Consider the following 19,034-nt stretch of genomic DNA (forward strand, 5'->3'; position numbering starts at 1 on the left):
CCACCAAGCTCTTCCCCCCATTATGCTGGCCGACCCCGGCGTTCGCAGTGGACCAAGCCGCGTCGGGGTCATCCCTCGCGGAAGGACCGATTGAAACTGTCGATCATCGGCTGGAACAGATATTGCATCAGCGAACTGGACCCGAGGTCGATATAGACCTCGGCGGGCATTCCCGACATCAACTGGACATCGGGGTATTTCCTGAGCTGCGCTGCCGATACCTCGACAATCACCTTGTAGTAGATTTGCTGCGCGTCCTTGTCGTAGATCGCATCGGGACTTACTTCCTTGACAGTCCCGAGGAGGTTGGGGATCACCCGTGCCTTGTACGGCGTCAGCTTGATCTCTGCCTTCAACCCCTTGTGTACCACGTCGATGTCGATCGGACGTAACCGTGCCGACACTACGATCTTTTCAGACGTGGGCACAATGTCGAGGATCGGCTGGCCGGCTCCGATCACGCCCCCGGGCGTAATCAGCCGCAGATTGGCCACGCGCCCGGCGATCGGCGCGACCACCTGCTGACGCGCGCGAATATCGCTGCTGACCGTCAGCTTCTCGCGTACCTCGGCTATCTGCAATTGCACCTGGCGCTGCTGTCCGGCTGCTTCGAGCACGGCCTGCCCGCGCAGCGACACCATCTGGGCACGCGTCTCGCCAATTGTGTCGCGTAGCCGATCGAGGTTGTTAGCGAGCTTGCCCCGCTCACCGTCAACCAATGCCCTCTGGCGTTGCAGCGCGAGCAGCCGCGATTTTCGCTCCAACCCCTCATCGACAAGCATGTCGACGCTGATCTGTTCATCGTCGAGCAGTTTTGCCTGATCGGTCAGCGCCGCGATTTGCGCTTCTGAGCTGCGGATATCGGCATTCGACTGACCAACCCGCTGTGAGAGGATCTGCGTCTGTTCGGCAAGACCACGCCGCCGCGAGGCAAATTCCGCATTGGAGGCGGCAATGATCTCCCTCACCTGGGGATCGTCCGCCGCCTCCAGCAATTCGGCCGGGTAGCGGACCACCGACAGGCCCAACCGCTCGGCGGTGAGCCGCGCGTCTTGTGCGAGCAGGCCGTACAAGCTGGTCCGCATGGCCACGTCCGATGCCTCGCTCTGCGTCGCGTCGAACAGCACGAGCGGTTGGCCGGCGCGCACCTCCTGCCCTTCCTTCACCAGGAATTTGCGCACGATGCCGCCTTCCAGATGCTGGACCGTCCGGCGCCCTCCGCCTTCGGCCTCCAGAAATCCACTGGCGATCGCCGCGCTGTTCAGTGGCGCAGCCCAGCTCCAAGCCGTGAAAACGACCACGAACAGACCGATCGACACCAGCGCGAGACGCATCGATCCTCTCACCCGCGGACCAGCGACATCATGAGCGGGGGGCGGCAGCGCCAGGCGCACCCGATCTCCGTCCTCGCGGAAGCGAAAAGGGATGTTCATGCCTCCATTCCCCCGTGTTTGAACATCGCTGGCTTGGCGTTGCTGGGATCGGCTGGAGGCGCGGCCTCGCCGGGCGCGATGGACCGCCGCTTACCGGCCATCTCTTCGACCACGGTCCGGGCATCGCCGAATTTCGCAACCTGACCGTCCATCATCAGTAATATCTTGTCCGCCAGTTCGAGCAGATTGGCGCGATGCGAGACGATGATCGTCGTCATGTTGAGCGCCTTCAGCTTCTTGATCGTTGCCAGCAGCGCCGCGTCGCCGCGCGCATCAAGGCTGGCGTTTGGTTCGTCGAGCACGACTAGCGGCGGCAGCCCGAACAGCGCACGTGCCAGCCCGATGCGCTGACGCTGACCACCTGACAGCTGATGCCCGCCATCGGTGAGGACGCAGTCATAGCCGCCATCGAGGTGCAAGATCATATCGTGGCAATCTGCCAGCTTTGCCGCCGCGATCACGTCAGCATCACGTGCATCGGGACGAAAGCGCCCGATATTCTCGCGGATCGATCCGGGCAGCAGTTCGACGTCCTGCGGCAGATAGCCGATGTTCGGGCCAAAATCGCTGCGCATCCAGTCGAAGGTATCGGCGCCGTCGAGCCGCACATGCCCTGACAAAGGCTTGAGTACTCCGACGAGCAACCGCGACAAGGTAGTCTTGCCCGACGCTGACGGACCAACGATCGCCAGCGACGTTCCTGGCGCGATCGCAAAGCTGACGTTTTTCAGGATCGCACCCTTCATGCCGGGCGCCGAGTAGGTCAGCTTTTCAACGGCCATCGCGCCCGACGGCTTGGGCAACGCCATCTGCGACGGGCGCGGCGTGGGCAGGTCACAAAAACGTGACAGGCGTTTTAGACTTTCACGCGCCAGCACGAACTGTTTCCAATAGCTCATCGCCGCCTCGATTGGTGCGAGCAGACGCGCAATCAGGATCGATCCGGCAATCATCGCGCCCCCGGTGAGCTGCTGGTCGAGCACGAGCAACGCGCCGATGCCGAGGACGGCGATCTGAACGAGGTTGCGGACAAACTTCATCCACGCCAGGATCTTGCTAGACTGAAACTGGGTGCGGTCGACCGCGTCGGTTTCGGCGATGTAGCGCTCGCGCCAATGTGCGATGGTATCCGGGCCCATCCCCATGGCGTCAATGACTTCGCTGTTGCGGACCAGCGATTCGGCATATTGCATGTTGCTGCTGGCGAGTGACTGGGCCCTACTGATCGCCGCGCGCGTGATCCTTTCATTGTACCAGGTGAGGCCGAACAACGTTGCTGCGCCGACCGCGGACAGCAGGCCGAAGACCGGGTGCAGCAAAAAGACGACCAGCAGGTAAAGCGGCACCCACAACATGTCGACGACGCTGAATACCGTCGGGGTCGAGATGAAATTCTTGACCTGCATCATTTCGCGGAGCGCTTCGAGCCGGACGTTCGGCGCGACCAGCCTTTGTTCAAGCGAGCGCAGCAGCAGCGTCGGGCCCAATTGCTGCGCCATCCAGGTGCCAACCCGGTTCGCAACCTGTTGCCGAATGCCGTCGAGCGTCGAACCCAACGCAACGACGAGAGTGATTGCCAGTGCGAGGAAGAACAGCGTGTCTTTGCTCTGGCTGGTCAGGACGCGGTCAAAGACCTGCATCATGAATAGTGACATGGCCAGCGCCGCCATGTTGGCGATCGCAGAGAACAGGATGAGCCGAACCGCAATCGGCTTTTGCGGGATCAAAAGCTTTTTGAGCAGATTGTCCGGATTGGCAGACGCCCGCCCAGCGGCGAGAGGGTTCCAAGACATGTCTATTGTCCCAGTCGCGCAGAGCCATCCGCAGCGTTCAGCGGCAGCACCAGACCCGAGATCAATCCGGCCAACTCCATCTGGCGATGAACACCCAACTTTGCGCGCACGCGCTTCAGATACGTCCGCGCCGTCTCCTCCGACAGCCCGCACCCTTCCGCCGCAGTGCACAGGCTGCTCGATTTCAGGAAGTGTCCCAAGAACCGCTGTTCGGACGGCAGCAAGCCGAGCGCTTCGAGCAGCGATGTCGGTGCATCGACCTTGCCCGGACCCATTATGATCACCATGGCACAGCGCGTCATGTTCTCTCCGTTACGCGATTTGGCCGAGATGACGTAGGCGAGTCGCCATTCACCATCGCGGCAATCGAGCCGGAAGACATCTTCGACCGGCGCATCGGGCGATGCGGTGGCGGCGCGGCGTATGCTTTCGCGCAATTGCTTGGCTTGCCTCGGATCTGCGGCGAAAATCGCGCCGTCGGCGGCGCGGATCAGCCATTTTCGCTGTTCGACCAAACTGGTGGCCGCACTGTTTAAAAACAGGGGCTGTGCGTCGGCCGACAACAGCGCCATCGCCATCGAAACCCGGTCAAACATACCCTCCAGCATGGCAGAGCGTTGCGACTGCTGTGCCAGCTGCGCCACCCCGGTGGCCGACTCTGCAAGCAGCGGCGTGATCAGCTGCAGTGATGCCGCATCACGATCGCTGAAATGCGCCTCGCCATCCTGGCGAAAAAACAGCGCGCGAATGTCCTTGCCATCACGCTTCATCTGGATCGCAATGCCGTTGTGGAGCGGACTGTCGACGTGAGCGTCAATCGGTCCAGCTGCCGCGCGGAACAGGGCGCCGGAAAACTGGAAATGATGCACCGGCTGCGCGCCGATCCGCCCCCAGATATCCTGCATCATTACCAGCAGATGCCGAGTAGCGGTGGGGTCGCCGCGCATCTGGTCGAAGCCGATCAAAAAGGAGTGACGTTGACGCCTCGTTCCCGGCAGTGTGACGGTCAAAATCGCCGACCTCACATCAAATTGCAGCAAGTAATCGTGCCAGAGCCGCCGAGTGTTGGCGGCGGCATCGTCCGACAGGCAATTGTCCGCCATGACGTCATGATCTTCGCCCCCTGCCAACGCCTCAAACAGGTGGACATCGCCGCGGATCGCTTTGTCGCGCGTCGCCTCGTGATATTGGGTTGGAAATTCCATGGTCGCAGACATTAGGGCCCCCAAAAAACATCGTCCCCGAAGCGAGGCCGAGGCTCGCAACAGGCGTTTCACGCGCGACCATGATGTCTGGCGCAATGCTCTGGTTACGGGCCAGAACCTATGCGCCCACCGGGATTGCCCGAAGCAATTGTCACCCGGCGTTGGCTTTCGATTGACGCGAATCTCTCGATAGCGTCGCCGGCCGTGACGGATGCTGGCGACGCACTTTGTCTATTTCGATTCGGCCGATCGAGTCTATTATCCCCTCGGACATATCCGTTAGAGTAGTTTCCCGTTCCGCCGCCGCACATTACTCTTTGATAGCTACGAAAAGAGGGGGTCGGCACTCGAATCTGGAATGATTCAGGAGGGGTGACGTGCGGAAATCAAGGACGTTTTGGGCGAGCACGCTCGGCGCACCCGCTGCCGCCGCGGCGTTCGCCATAGCTCCGACTCCACTGCTCGCGCAGTCGGCGTCGTCCGCGGTCGCGCCATCGAGCACGATGGCCGCGCTCGCGCGTCAAGTCGTCATCTCCAACCCCGAAATCGCGGCACAGCGCCATCAGGTTCGCGTCGCGGCCGCACGGCTACAAGCGGCCGAGGCAAGCTATTTGCCAACGATCGAAGCGAACGGCGTGGTGCAGCGGCGTGAGATCGACATCAAAAACGGTAGCAGTACGAACGACGCGCGCTACACCGCCGGACAGGCCGGGATCGAGGCGCGGTTGCGCTTCTATGACGGCGACCGCACTTACAATGGAGTCAAAATCGCCAAGGCCGAACTGGAAGCGACCAGCGCGGGGCTGGACGCTGTCATTTCGGACGTACTGCTCGAACTGCTGACCAGCGCCGCGGACGTCCAGCTCAACCGCAAGATCCTGCGATTCACCGAGGCACAGACTGAGGCAATCGGAGAGCAGCTACGCGCGACGTCGCGTCGGCTCGAATTTGGTGAGGCCACCCGTACCGATGAAGAACTGGCGCGCGCGCGGTTCGCGACCTCGCAAGCCGGGGTCCTTTCCGCGACCGAAGAACTGGGCGTCAACGGACATCGGTTTCGCAATATCAGCGGGCAGTCTGGAACGATGGTGCCGCCTCTGCCGCCGCTCGCGGAGGTTCCCTTATCGCTTGCCGCGGCTCAAAGAATTGCCCAGGATGCGGCGCCGCGGCTCCGAGCAGCGCGGCTCAACGCCCAGGCGGGCAAGTCGGGGGTGCAATTTGCCACTGGCGCATTGCTCCCGCAACTCGATGCGGTTACCGGCTATGATTATCTGACCGGCGGCGCGACCAATACATTTACGGGCAAATATCCTGACGATCGCTCGTCGCTCTATTACGGGCTTGAACTGCGCGTGCCAATTTTCCTGCCGCGCGATCATGCCGAGGTTCGCCGCGCTCGCGCGGTCCGCGATCAACGCCTTTCGCAAGTTGATATGGCGGTACGAACGGTAGCGGAGGAGGTCGCGAACGCTTGGGCGCGCTGGCAGTCGGCAAAGAGCACGATCGTCGCAGCTGAGGCGGCGGTCGCGGCCACGCAAGAAGCGGCAGAGGGCATCAAGAAGGAAGCGGTCGGTGGCAACCGGACCCTCACCGACGTTCTGAATGCGCAGAATGAATTGCTGAACGCGCGCGTCACCCTGGAGCGCGCCCATCGCAACGAATTTGTCGCGCGCGCGAGCTTGCTGGCAGCGACAGGGCAGCTCGACACCGAGGCCATTCTCGACGGCCGCTGCTGCAGTTCCGACACGAGCGAGCGCCCGACGATGTCGGCGCTCGGCCGACCTCGCGTGGCCGACGTTAACAAGGCCGTTGCCGGTCCCGCAACAGCGCCTCGCCCGCAGACGTCAACGCTGGGTCAGACGCCCGATCGCGACCCCTCCGACACTGCTGCGCCTGCGGGAAGCTCGGGACGCCCGGCAAGCTCGACGCTCGGTCAAAAACTTAACTAGCAAGCACGTTTTCTTTTCGGATTGTGCTGTTTCGGCAAGTGCAGAAAGTGGTGAAAGCCGCGCAGCTCGGGAAAAATCGCGGCATGCGTGCGGCACCGATCTGCCCCAAAATGAACCACCTCATAAATATATCCCCCATGTCCCCAAGCAGGAATGTCCGGTCCCCCTGCCCCGCCATATCCCATTGTCATGGCCTCGAGTTTTCGGGGTCATTTGGGGGGATGGCAAAGCCGAGTCGGCGAAACCGCATCCCTGCGACCCACCAATGAAGAGGATAGCGAAATGCCTACAGTTGGATCATCTAACGCACCGACCAATCCCAAAAATCCCACGGCTCGTGGCCAGGTATTGGGAACCAATGCGGTCGACTTCATCGATCTGAACACTCTCGTCCACACCGCGAACCTGCCTTATAACGCGCGCGGCAACGGCGGGGCGGACACCGTTTTCGGCAATAATTTCGACAACGATCTTTACGGCGATGCGGGTGACGACAATGTCATCGGCCGCAGCGGCAATGATCGCATCGACGGCGGAAACGGCAACGACACGCTGATCGGCGACCAGGCGAGCGTCTCGGTCCCCGCGCCGGGCCAAGTCCTTTACACCGGCGACGACAACGGTGTTGCGGATGGCAACGACACGCTGCTCGGCGGCGCTGGTGCCGACACCGCGTGGGGCGGCGGCGGGAACGACTTCCTCCGCGGCGATGCCGGAGACGACGTGCTTTATGGCCAATCGGGCGATGACCGCGCCGACGGCGGCGCTGGCAACGATATCGTCGATGGCGGCACCGGCAACGACAATCTCTACGGCGGGACCGAAACCGACGTGGTGACCGGCGGCGACGGCGACGACTATATCGATGGCGGCACAAACACCAATGGCGTCGACCTGCTTTCGGGCGGCGACGGCAACGATGTGATCTTCGGTGACAAGGGCGTCAATCGCAAAGCCGACGAAGATTATGCCTATAATCAGAGCAACTATAACCGTGGCATCGGCCAAGCCGACGAAATTTCCGGCGGCGCGGGCGACGACCAGGTCTTCGGCCAAGGCGGCAACGATCTGATCGACGGCGATGCCGGCGATGACCTGTTGTGGGGCGATGATGGCGACGACACCATCTTCGGCGGCAACGGTTATGACCAGCTCGACGGCGGCGAAGGCGACGACTCGCTTTCCGGCGAAAATGGCGATGACGAACTTAACGGCGATGCGGGCAACGATGTCATCCGCGGCGGCGCGGGGCTCGACTTCGTCCAGGGCGGTGCCGACGATGACGACATCGGCGGCGGCGACGACGACGATACGCTGAACGGCAACGACGGCAACGACCTTGTCCACGGCGACGACGGCAACGACGTGATCGCTGGCCAGGGCGGTAACGACACCCTCTATGGCGATGACGGCGACGACGTGATCCGCGGCAACGGGGATCCCTTCTTCGACCCGCTTGATCCGGAGAATACCGATGCCGATTTCATCTCGGGCGGCAACGGCAACGACATCGTCAACGGTGACGAAGGCGATGACGTTATCGAAGGGAATGACGGCGACGACCTGCTCGCGGGTGATGACGGCAACGACAGCATCGCCGGCGGCGATGGCAACGACAACATCACCGGCAACGACGGCAACGACGTTGTTTCAGGCGGCGACGGCGACGACGTCATTCAGGGCAACAACGGCAACGACAACCTCGCCGGCAACGAGGGTGACGACCTGATCTATGGCGGAGCCGGCAACGACCTGGTCGATGGCGGAGACGGCAATGACCAACTCGCCGGCGACATGGGCGCCGATACCATGTTCGGTGGCGACGGCGATGACGTCATGTATGGTGACACGCTGTACGAAAACCTGGGCAACACCCCGGGCGGCAACGACACCATGTCGGGCGGTGACGGCAACGACTATATGTCGGGCGGCATGGGCAACGACAAGATGAACGGCGATGACGGTGACGACACCATTCGGGGCGACACCGGCAACGACACCATCGACGGTGGTCTTGGCGATGACAATCTGGAAGGCGAAAGCGGCAACGACAAGATCACTGGCGGCGAAGGCGATGATCATATGTCGGGTGGCGCGGGCAAGGATCTGTTCCTGTTCGACGCGACCGATTCATCGCCCGGCTTTGGCGACGACGTCATCGGCGCACCGTTCAGCCTCGGATCGGGCCGCGACTTCAACCTCGCGAACCGTGACACGCTGGTATTCGATGTCGATGCCGGCTTCGATCCCGCTGCCGACATGTTCGTCATCACCGGCGACTGGGACGGCCAGGGTGACGCGCTCGACGTGTACATCTTTACCGCGGTCGGCTCGGTGCTGATCGAGGACTTCTGGGAAGGCGCCTCGGCCCCGATCGCGGCGATCGCTGCGCTCGGTGGTTATGACACGGTTGATGCGCTCAACGCGTACAGCCAGGGCAATGCGTCCTACGACATGATCACGTTCGTCTGAGGACAAGGCTTCGTACGGGGAGCCACTCCTCGACGGACCTCTGCAAACTGGAGGGCAGGCCGCGGCCTGCCCTCCTTTTTATGTTCTTAAAAATCCGCATATCGCCAATGCCACAATGAATTCGGATCGTCACCGAGCGGCAATTTTTTGCAATGTCCCCATCAGGGAATGGCAAGAAACCGCGCCTTCCGCCAATTTTGACGCAAGGATGACAAGCAAGAATCATCCGGACGACGCCTGCTTCGATCGAGCAGGTCTGCAGAGATTGGGTATAAGAAGAATAGGTTTCTGTCGATATTCGGGCGGCAGTTTCGTCCCTCGGCATTCGGCGGAATTTAGTTCGGTCAGCTCCCGCTGGCTAGCCGTGTCCGCCGCCATGCCCCCTGGCGGCGGCCGGCATCGATTTTCCACCCATTGTCACGTTTGCGCCGCGAACGGCCTGCCCGAAACCTGAGCCCAACCATGATGCACATGTTCATCCTGCCTTTGTCGATGGCGTTCGCGGCATTGCAGCCGCTGCCGCCTGACGGCGCCCCTGCACTCAACCTTCCCGTTGACTGCATTGTCGGCCGTTCCTGCCTTATCCAGAAACTGTTTGATCACGACCCGGGGCCGGGCCGCCGCGACTATCGTTGCGGCCAGTTGACGACGAACGGGCATGACGGAATCGACATTCGCCTGCGCACCATGGCCGACATGCGGGCTGGATTTGCAGTCCTGGCCGCGGCACCCGGCACGGTGCTCCGCACGCGCAACGGCGAACCGGACGTCAGCGTCAACAACCGAGGGGCACTCGATGGCAGGGACGCCGGAAATGCGGTCGTGATCGACCATGGCGGCGGCTGGCAGACCCAATATAGCCATCTTCGCCAAGCCAGCATCGCTGTGCGCCCGGGCCAGCGCGTCAGCGGCGGGGAGCGGATCGGGATGATCGGTTTGTCGGGAAATAGCGAGTTTCCGCATCTGCATTTCACCGTCCGGCATCTCGGTAGGGCCGTCGATCCGTTTGTCGGCACCGCCCCCCTTCCGCCCTGCAATTCCGAAGTCCGCACGACGGGGCTGTGGACAGCGGTGACGGCGCATTTGCTGGGGTACGAGCCCAGCGCAGTGATCACGGGCGGCCTCGCCTCGGCAGTACCGCCCAAGGCAGTCACCGATCGCGACCCGCCCCCTATGCCGAACGGACGACACGCGCCGCTGATCCTGTGGGTCGATGCGATCGGCGCGCGCGCCGGTGACTATCAGGCATTTTCGATCGCCGGGCCCGACGGACAGATCGTGCATGAACAGCAATCGGTTGTCGAAGGCGGCGGGCTCAGCTGGTTCGCCTATAGCGGCAAACGCGCACCGGCGGCGGGCTGGCCCGCGGGCCGGTACACCGGCCGATATGTGCTAAAGCGCGAAAATGCAATTGTTGCCAGGATCGAAACGACCGCCATGATAAAATGAGATTTTCCATTGAGAAAAAGTATCCAATTCTAGAACTAAACAATATAATCATATTTGCAATTACATATTCAATCATCAAATATTGTTACTAGAAGAGATTGAATTAAAACATCTTTCCAGATAATATTCAACACGAGACAACTCATAGGGACATATTTGATATTTTTAGTAATATAAATGGAAAATTAATCCATAAGATATTGTTTTAATACAAAAGTATATGTGCCCATACCGGAAATTGCCATTGCAGAATCGCCCCCCGGGGTTTGTATTTCCCGGTGAGTGACAAGACGTGGGCACAGGTCGCCAAAGAGAACCCAGCACGATCACAAGAGCTTGCATTGTGGCTCCGCCCTATATCCGGCGCGGAAATGCGGTGCAGTTCGCCGGTGTGCGCAGCGGCCCCGTACTGGCTGCTGACCCGTGACCGGCGAACAAAGGTGCAGGGGGCTTTAGGCGATGGGGTTGAAGCGGAACGAACAGGCCGGCGAAATCGCCACCCCCGCGCGCGCCACCCCGCCCGGCGCGGCCTCGATCCTGCCTGTCGATGGCGTGATCCAGCTTCCACCCGGAACACGCCTCGATGCAATCAAGCTTTCGGGAAACGACCTCGTCGTCACGCTGCCCGACGGGCAAGTCCTGGTCATCGTCGACGGCGCGCTGCGTATCCCGCACATCAAGGTCGGCCCCATCAACATCCCGGCGCCCACCGTTGCCGCCCTGATCGCAAATCAGGAGCCTGAACCCGCCGCCGGGCGGCCGCAAAGCTCGGGCGGCAATTTCGCTCAAACCCCAGGCGACATCGGCGATCCGTTCGCGCTCGGCAACCTGCTGCCGCCGACCGAGTTCGGCTTTCCGAAAATTCCTGCTCTCGAAGTCATTCCCGACGCGCTCGACGACAAACCCCGGGTTGTTATCACGACCCCGGACCAGACGGTCGGGGTCACCGCCGCGACCGCCGTGGTTTCTGAAGCGGCGCTGCCCGCGCGCGACGCCGAACCGGCCGGCAGCAATCCAGACTCGCCGGGCGAAACGACCAGCGGGACGATCCAGATAGCCGCACTTGACCAGCCGGTCGTCGTCACGGTCAATGGCACGGCCGTCACCGCGGTCGGCCAGCTTATCCCGACCCCGCTGGGTCAGTTGACCATCACCAGCATCGCCCCGGGGCTGATCGGGTACACCTACACGTTGACCGACAACAGCACCGACCCCGCCGCGACCGATACGGTAACGATCACCGTTACTGACAACGACGGCGACGTCGGGAGCGCGACGCTGACCCTGACGCTCGAGGACGATGCTCCCATCGCTCGCGCTGACATCGACGATACCGAAGCCGGAAGCCGCCTGCCCGAGTCGGGCAATGTCATCACCGGCGCGGGAACCGCAAGCGGTGCGGACGGCGCCGATACGCCCGGCGCCGACGGGGCAATCGTCACGGGTGTCCGGGGAGGATCGGCGACCGAGTTCGGCCCGACAGGAACGCCGGTGCAGGGCCAATATGGCCGTCTGGCAATCGCGCCCGACGGCACCTACGCCTATGTCCGGTCCGCCGGTACGCCCGGCGGAGTCAGTGATGTCTTTACCTACCAGCTCACCGACGGCGACGGCGATGTATCGACGGCGACACTGACGATCCGCATCGGCGACAGCGCGCCCGCGCTGATCCTGCCCGCAGCGGGCGACGACGGCACCCTCGTCGACGAAGCCGGCCTGCCTGAACGCGATGGCGAAAGCCCCGGTTCGCGTTCGGGCGACGATTCCAACTTCACGTCCGGAACGATCCAATTTTCTGCCGGCGACGGTCCCGCCGCGCTGACGATCAACGGGGTCGCGATCACCGAAGAGGGCCAGGAAATCGCGCTCACCACCGGGACTTTCTATATCGTCTCGATCAACCCCGATTCGATCGAATATTTATTTGCGCTTACCGACAACACGCTCGGCGCCGCGACGTCGCAGCCGATCACCGTCGGCATCACCGACCTGGACGGCGACACCATCTCCGCCAGCTTCGACATCGATATCCACGACGACGCGCCCGAAGCGGTCGCCGATTACGACAGCGTCGCTGCGGGCAGTTTTGCCCCGGCCACCGGCAACGTAATCACCGATGCCGAGAATGACGGCGGGCGGGACATCCCCGGGGCCGATGGCACCAGCGTCTCGTCGGTGTCGGGCGGCGGCGGCGCCGTGGCGGCGGGTGACCCGGTTGCCGGCCTGTATGGCGTGCTGACGCTGAACAGCAATGGCAGCTACAGCTATGTCCGAAATCCCGACACGCCGGGCGGCGTGTCCGAAACCTTCACCTATACGCTGACCGACAGCGACGGCTCCGTCGCCACTGCCACCCTCAACATCGCGATCGCCGACGACAGGCCAGACGCCGTGGCCGACGAAGGAGAGGTCGGCGAAGGCCAGACGCTCGAGGTCGATGCCGCGGGCGGGTTGCTCGCCAACGATGACCTGGGCGCGGACGGCACCAAAATCCTGGGCGTGCGCGCCGCTGGCGCAGACCCGTCGGCGGCGGCAACAGGCGGCGTCGGCGCGGTCATCATCGGCCTGTACGGTGAGCTGACAGTCGCCGCCGACGGGAGCTATATCTATGTCGCCAATCCGAATATTGTCCCACCCGGCACCGCCGAAGATGTTTTCGTCTATACGCTTGTCGATGGAGACGGCGATCAGTCGACAACCACCCTGACGATCCGTCTGAGCGACTCGGGATTGTATGCGGACGTCGTTCAGTTGCAGGTCGACGAGGCAGCGCTCGCCGCCGGCAGCGATCCCGAGAGTGACGCGGAAACAGCGTCGGGCGACCTCAATGACAATGTCGTCGGCGGCACGGGGCCATTCGAATTTGGCTTGGTCGGCAACGGCGTAGGCACCCATGGTGTATTCACGCTCAATTCCGATGGAAGCTATTCCTACACGCTGACCGGCGCGATCGACGGGCCGACGGATGACGATGGCACCAACCTTGTGCCCACGGTCGAAAGCTTCACCTACACTATCACCGACGCGTTCGGGAATGTGACGCAGAGCGAAATCGTCATCGACGTGCTGGACGATGTGCCGGTCGCACGGCCGGCACCGTCGATCACCGTCGCTGAAGACGCCGCTGCAATTTCGGGCGATTTGCTGGCGAACGATACGCTGGGCACGGACGGGGCCATGGTCACTTCGGTCACGATCGGCAGCGCGATCGTAGCGGTCGCCGCCACCGGCATCACCAGTTACAACACCGCCAACGGCACTTACACATTTCAGGCAAACGGCGCTTGGAGCTTTGATCCGGCGCCGCAGGTCAGCGTGTTTCCGATCCACGCCGACTTCACTTACACGATCACCGACGGTGACGGCGACCAGTCTTCGGCAGTACAGCAAATCCGTCTCGCCGACGGAAGCCTGCCGACCGCAAGCGGTCCGATCCAGCTGACCATCGATGACCAGCATCTCGAAACCGGATCGAGGCCGTCGCCAGCGCAACCCGTCTCGGCCAGCGGCAACATCCTTTTTACACCCGGTTCCGATGCGATCGCGTCGATCGGCTTTGGCGACATTTCGGCGCTGGACGGCGGGCTCAGCTGGACTCTGGGATCGGATAACCAGATCATCGGCTGGGACGCCGACGAAAACCCCGTCGTCGTGATCGACCTCAGCGTTTCGGGCAACGTGGCGACGGTGACCGCCACCCTGCAATATAACTACGCGCTGCACCCCGATACGACGATCGACGATCTGGTCGATCTGGGGTCGATCGAGGTTGTCGCGATCGACGCCGATGGCGATATAGTCGCAGGAACGGTCAGTATCTCAGTTTCCGACGACGTTCCGTCGATCACTGCCCTCTCGCCCACGACGGGTTTGCTCACGGTTGACGAAACCGACCTTGGCTTCGATGCAACCGCCGATTTCACCAAGCTTTTCAAAATCGTGATGGGCGCGGACGAAGGCACTGTCGGCTACAGTTTCGAAGTGACCACCGCGAGCGGGCTGGTCGATGTCGCGACGGGGTCGAAGATCATTCTGCAGGCGTTCGGCAATGTCGTCGAGGGACGATTGCAGGATTCGCCAACGACCGTCGCGTTCCGCTTGACCGTAGCCTCCGATGGGCAGGCGACGCTCAACCAGATCCGCGCCGTCCGGCATCCCGATGATATGAATCCGGACGATGCGATCACGCTGTCGCCGACGATCATCCGGCTGACCGCGACGGTCACCGACGCCGACGGCGACCATGCATCGGCGCTGGTCGCGATCGGCAACGCGCTGGTGTTCAAGGACGATGGGCCGTCGATCGACGCCACCAACGTCGACACGAATGCGATCACGCTCACCACGCAGGACGCCAACACACGCGGCGACGCGTTCGACGTGGCGACCGCCAATTTTTCGGCGGCCTTTTCGACGTCTCTGGTTAATTTTGGCGCCGATGGCTCCGCAGATGCGGGCACGGTGACCTGGACCTATTCCCTCGCGCTGGGCTCGGCGGCCGCGACCTCCGCCCTGACCAGCCACGGCGTGCCGGTCACGCTGGCCATTATCTCCGGCGAGATCGTCGGCAGCGCGGCCGGTACGCCCATTTTTTCCATCGCCGTGAACGCAGCGACCGGCGTCGTCACGCTGGCCCAATTTGCCGAGATCGACCATCCGCTACCGGGTTCTCCCGGCGATTATGCCGCGCAGCTCGTCGAACTGGCGGCCAATCTGGTCGAACTGCGCGGCACCGCGACGATCGTCGATCGAGACGGCGACAGCATTTCGGATACGGTGGCGGTGGATCTGGGCGGCAATATCCGCTTTGTCGACGATGGCCCGTCGATCACCGCCGGCGGGACCGCGTCGCCCTTGACGGTCGATGAAAGCAATTTTGCCGCCGATGCGACCGTCGATCTGTCGGGCCTTTTTGCCGGAACGACCGACGCCGGCGCCGATGGCCCGGGCGCCGTGACCTATGAGCTTGGCGTTGCCGCCGGGGCCAGCGGCCTCATCGATTCGCTGACGGGCGAAGCGGTGATCCTGTCGATCGAGGGCGGCGTCGTTTTCGGGCGCACCTCGACGCACGAAGTCTTCCGCATTTCGGTGGTGCCCGGCGGCCTCGTCACTTTCGACCAGTCGCGCGCGATCCTGCACACGCCCGACAGCGGCCCCGACCAGGCGCTTTTCCTGGCGGGTAGCAATCTGATCACGCTGACCGCGATCGCAACGGACGGCGATGGCGACACCGCGCGAACGACGACCGACATCACCGGGCAATTTGCGATCCGCGACGATGCTCCGAATGCGGTGGATGACCAGGACAATGTATCGCGCGACGGAGAGGTTTTTGCCGACGGCAATGTGCTGACCGGACTTGGCGGGACCGACGCCAATGGCATGGACGGATCGTCCGACAATGCAGGCGCCGATGGCGGGCTGATGGTTGTCGGCGTGGCATTCGGAGCATCCACGGGAACGCCGGGGGCCGTCCTTTCGGGCAACTATGGCTCGATCGTCATCGCCGCGGACGGCAGCTACCGCTACGACCTCGATCCCAGCGATCCAGCGGTTGTCGCGCTCAATCCCGACACGACGCTGACCGAAAGCTTTGAATATACGGTGCGCGACGCCGACGGCGACACGTCGGTCGCGACGCTCACCATCTCTATCACCGGGATCAATGATTTCCCTGTTGCGCGCGCCGACACCAACTGGGTGCTTGACGACGTCAGCGGTTCGGACCCAATCGCTGCCGGTAATGTGTTGCAGGACATCGCGCATTCCGGTGCGCCCTTTGGCAGCTTTGCCGACGTCGCGGATAATGATCCCGACCTGGAGGTGATCACCGTCACGTCGGCAGGAACATATGTGGGCCTCTACGGCACGCTCGTGATCGATGCTGGCGGCAGCTACACATACACGCTCGACGAGGACAAGCCCGTCGTCAACGCGCTCGACAGCGGACAGACACTGACCGAAAGCTTCGCCTATACGATCAGCGACGGATCGCTGTCGGTCGGCTCCACCCTGACCATCACGGTGTTCGGAAACAACGATGTACCAACGATCGGCACCGCGATCGCGCGGGTGTCGGAAGAAGGCCTGCCGAGCGGGCTGCCAGACACGGCACCGAATGCGACGCTCGACACCACCAACAGCGCCGTAATCAGCGGTACGCTCGCCATAGCCGACGCCGACGCCGGTGAAACACTGACCGCAACCCTCGGCGATCCCGGTGCGGTGCTGACTGCGGGTGGCAGCGCGGTCGCCTGGACCGGCGTCGGCACCGGAACCTTGATCGGTTCGGTCGGCGGATCGGAGGTTATTCGCGTCACGCTGGCATCGAACGGCGCCTATACGGTCACCCTGTTGCGCGCCGTCGACCATCCCAATGTCACGCTCGAGGACCTTAAGGGTTTCTCCGTGCCCGTGTCGGTGTTCGACGGCACGACGACGACGACCAGCGCATCGGCAATCCAGATTGTGATCGAGGATGACGCCCCGACCGCCACCGGCGAAACCGGATCGTCGTCGCAGCCGATGCAGGATGTGAACACGCTCTTCATCCTCGATTTCAGCGCCAGCATCGACGATGGCGAACTCAACACGATGCTCGATGCCGTTCAGGGCGCGCTGACGCAGCTTGATAGCGCCGCGTCGGGCGCATTAGCGATCAAATTCGTGATCTTCTCCTCGGGCTCGTTCGCATCGGAATCCTTTTCGACCGCGGCCGACGCGAATGCGTATCTCGACTCGCTCAATCCGGCAGCGGGCGGCCAGCGGCCGTCGGAGGACGATATCGGGCTCAATACCAATTACTCTGGCGCCATCCAGACGGCGCTGGCCAATTTCGCCGCGATACCCGGCGCCAGTAACCAGGTCTTTTTCCTTAGCGACGGCAACCCGAACCAGCAGATCCAGTTCGGCGGCATTCCGCCATCGGTTATCAATTCGCTGACGGCAGCCACGGCGACAGCCTGGAACGACTTTGTCGACGGCAATGGCGTTAATGTTACCGCGATCGGTATCGACAACAATCCATTGCAACCACTCAACATACAGCGGTTGCAAGACATCGACCTGAACGCGGCACCGGGCAATGCCCCTATCCTGGTCGACGATTTCGAAGATCTGGTCCCGACCTTGCTGTCAGTCATCGTCCCGTCGGCGGTGTCGGGCGATCTCGACGCGAACGATTTCTTGGGTGCCGACGGCGGCCGCCTGCTTTCGATCACCGTCGGCTCGACCACCTATAACTGGGACGGCGCTTCGAGCATCGCCGTATCGAGCGGCGGCAGCATTGCTGGGACGACCCTGAACGCGATAGCGACCCCGATGGGCGGCACACTCACCCTGAATTTCGCGACGGGCCAGTATAACTACCAGCCGCCCAGCCCGATCACGGTGACCGCGACCGAAGTGTTCACCTATGTGCTCACCGACCGCGACGGCGACACCGCAACCGCCAACCTGTCGGTCACCATCACCGCACTCGCGCCGCCGATCGCCGTCGACCTCGACGGTGACGGGGTGGAATTTGTTTCGAACGCGGCCGGGGCCAGCTTTGACTATGATGGCGACGGCATCGCCGAATCCACTGCATGGGTCGGCGCCGATGACGGGCTGTTGGCGATTGACAAAAATGGCGACGGCAAAGTCAACAACGGATCCGAGCTGGTCTTCGGCAGCGGCGTGCTGTCCGACTTGCAGGGGCTAGCCGCCGCCTATGACAGCAACGGAGACGGCAAGCTGGACGCCGCCGATGCCGAGTTTTCAAAATTCGGGATCTGGCAGGATGCCAACAGCAACGGCATGACCGACGCGGGCGAATTCCGCTCGTTGGTCAGCGAAGGCATCATCGCTATATCGCTGACGCCAGATGGACGCGCCTATGTCGCCGCTAACGGACAGGTCGAGGTCCGGGGCGAAGCGCTTTATACGCGCGCCGACGGCAGCACCGGCAAGCTGGCGGATGCAGCTTTCGCGACCAACTTTGCCGATCAGCAGCGGATTGCCGCAATCAATGGTACGGCGGGGGTTTCCACTGCAATGCTGGTCGCAGGGCTTGCCGCAACGGCCCCGCTGGCCGCTTACCCACCGGGAGCACCCGACGGCGAAATCTCGGTTTCCGGCCCGCAGGTCCCGGTGTCGAGCGAAGCGGCGGAACAATCACTGACCCTGCCCGAAGCAAAAGCCGACGGCTTGGTCCACGAATTCTATTCTGGCCCCGAGATCGCCCGGATCGAGCGCGAGGATACCTCGTGTCGGATGAGCGACGACGACCGCGATGCGGCGCATGACGACACAGCCGATACGGCGCCGCCCGATCCGGACTACGTCGGGTTGCTAGCGGCAACCGAAATCGACCTTCCACCCGAACCGGCGAGTTCTTCCGCATCGGGCGATCAGATACAGTTGACGACGACGCCGCAACCAGTGACCGCTCCCGCTGCGGCGCAGATCGGCACAATCGTCACCGCTGCCCTGGAGGGGCCGGCGGTCGAACTCGACGCCTTGCTGGGACCCGTGGAGCCTGCCGAACCGGTACTCGCCCGCATCATGCTGGGCGTCGCCGGGATCGGCGACGGGATCGGCGGCGGCGCATCGGGCCACTCGTTCATCGCCGATCTCACACAGCAACATGTCGTGGTTCAGCTCGAGCAGATAGCGTCGGCCGGGCACGCCTGAACCACAGGCGGCGATGTCGGTCAGGACGAAACACGGGCGCAGACCAGAGATCACGCAGAA

At 62.6% G+C, this 19,034-nt stretch carries 7 protein-coding genes; 4 read left to right on the plus strand and 3 right to left on the minus strand.

What is annotated here, in order from left to right; translation table 11 throughout:
• Positions 1–68: 68 nt before the first annotated feature.
• Genes P1IM2_RS07070 through P1IM2_RS07080 form a run of 3 tightly spaced genes read right to left on the minus strand, consistent with a single transcriptional unit; the run spans position 69 to position 4,431 of the window.
• Positions 69–1,433 carry an HlyD family type I secretion periplasmic adaptor subunit gene (locus P1IM2_RS07070; RefSeq protein ID WP_186401931.1) on the minus strand — a complete coding sequence of 455 codons (1,365 nt, stop codon included), beginning with the start codon at positions 1,431–1,433 and terminating at the stop codon, positions 69–71.
• On the minus strand, positions 1,430–3,226 hold the full coding sequence (locus tag P1IM2_RS07075; RefSeq protein ID WP_186401932.1) for a type I secretion system permease/ATPase: 1,797 nt from the start codon (positions 3,224–3,226) through the stop codon (positions 1,430–1,432). The genes P1IM2_RS07070 and P1IM2_RS07075 overlap by 4 nt, the downstream gene beginning before the upstream one ends.
• A 2-nt stretch (positions 3,227–3,228) precedes the next feature.
• A complete protein-coding gene (locus tag P1IM2_RS07080; RefSeq protein WP_186401933.1) occupies positions 3,229–4,431 on the minus strand; it encodes a hypothetical protein in 1,203 nt (400 codons plus the stop codon).
• 377 nt (positions 4,432–4,808) lie between these two features.
• Between P1IM2_RS07080 and P1IM2_RS07085 the strand changes: the two genes are divergently transcribed.
• The 4 genes from P1IM2_RS07085 (at position 4,809) to P1IM2_RS07100 (ending at position 18,974) form a co-directional block, all read left to right on the plus strand.
• A complete protein-coding gene (locus P1IM2_RS07085) occupies positions 4,809–6,380 on the plus strand; it encodes a TolC family protein (RefSeq protein ID WP_186401934.1) in 1,572 nt (523 codons plus the stop codon).
• 282 nt (positions 6,381–6,662) lie between these two features.
• The gene (locus P1IM2_RS07090) at positions 6,663–8,852 is read left to right on the plus strand and encodes a calcium-binding protein (RefSeq protein WP_186401935.1); all 2,190 of its coding nucleotides are present in this window, start codon (positions 6,663–6,665) and stop codon (positions 8,850–8,852) included.
• Positions 8,853–9,323: 471 nt separating this feature from the next.
• On the plus strand, positions 9,324–10,301 hold the full coding sequence (locus P1IM2_RS07095; RefSeq protein WP_186401936.1) for a M23 family metallopeptidase: 978 nt from the start codon (positions 9,324–9,326) through the stop codon (positions 10,299–10,301).
• A gap of 459 nt (positions 10,302–10,760) precedes the next feature.
• Positions 10,761–18,974 carry a DUF5801 repeats-in-toxin domain-containing protein gene (locus tag P1IM2_RS07100; RefSeq protein ID WP_186401937.1) on the plus strand — a complete coding sequence of 2,738 codons (8,214 nt, stop codon included), beginning with the start codon at positions 10,761–10,763 and terminating at the stop codon, positions 18,972–18,974.
• The last annotated feature ends 60 nt before the right edge of the window (positions 18,975–19,034 follow it).

It is taken from the genome of Sphingopyxis sp. P1IMeth2, assembly GCF_900185685.1.
GTDB classification, from domain to species: Bacteria; Pseudomonadota; Alphaproteobacteria; order Sphingomonadales; family Sphingomonadaceae; genus Sphingopyxis; species Sphingopyxis terrae_A.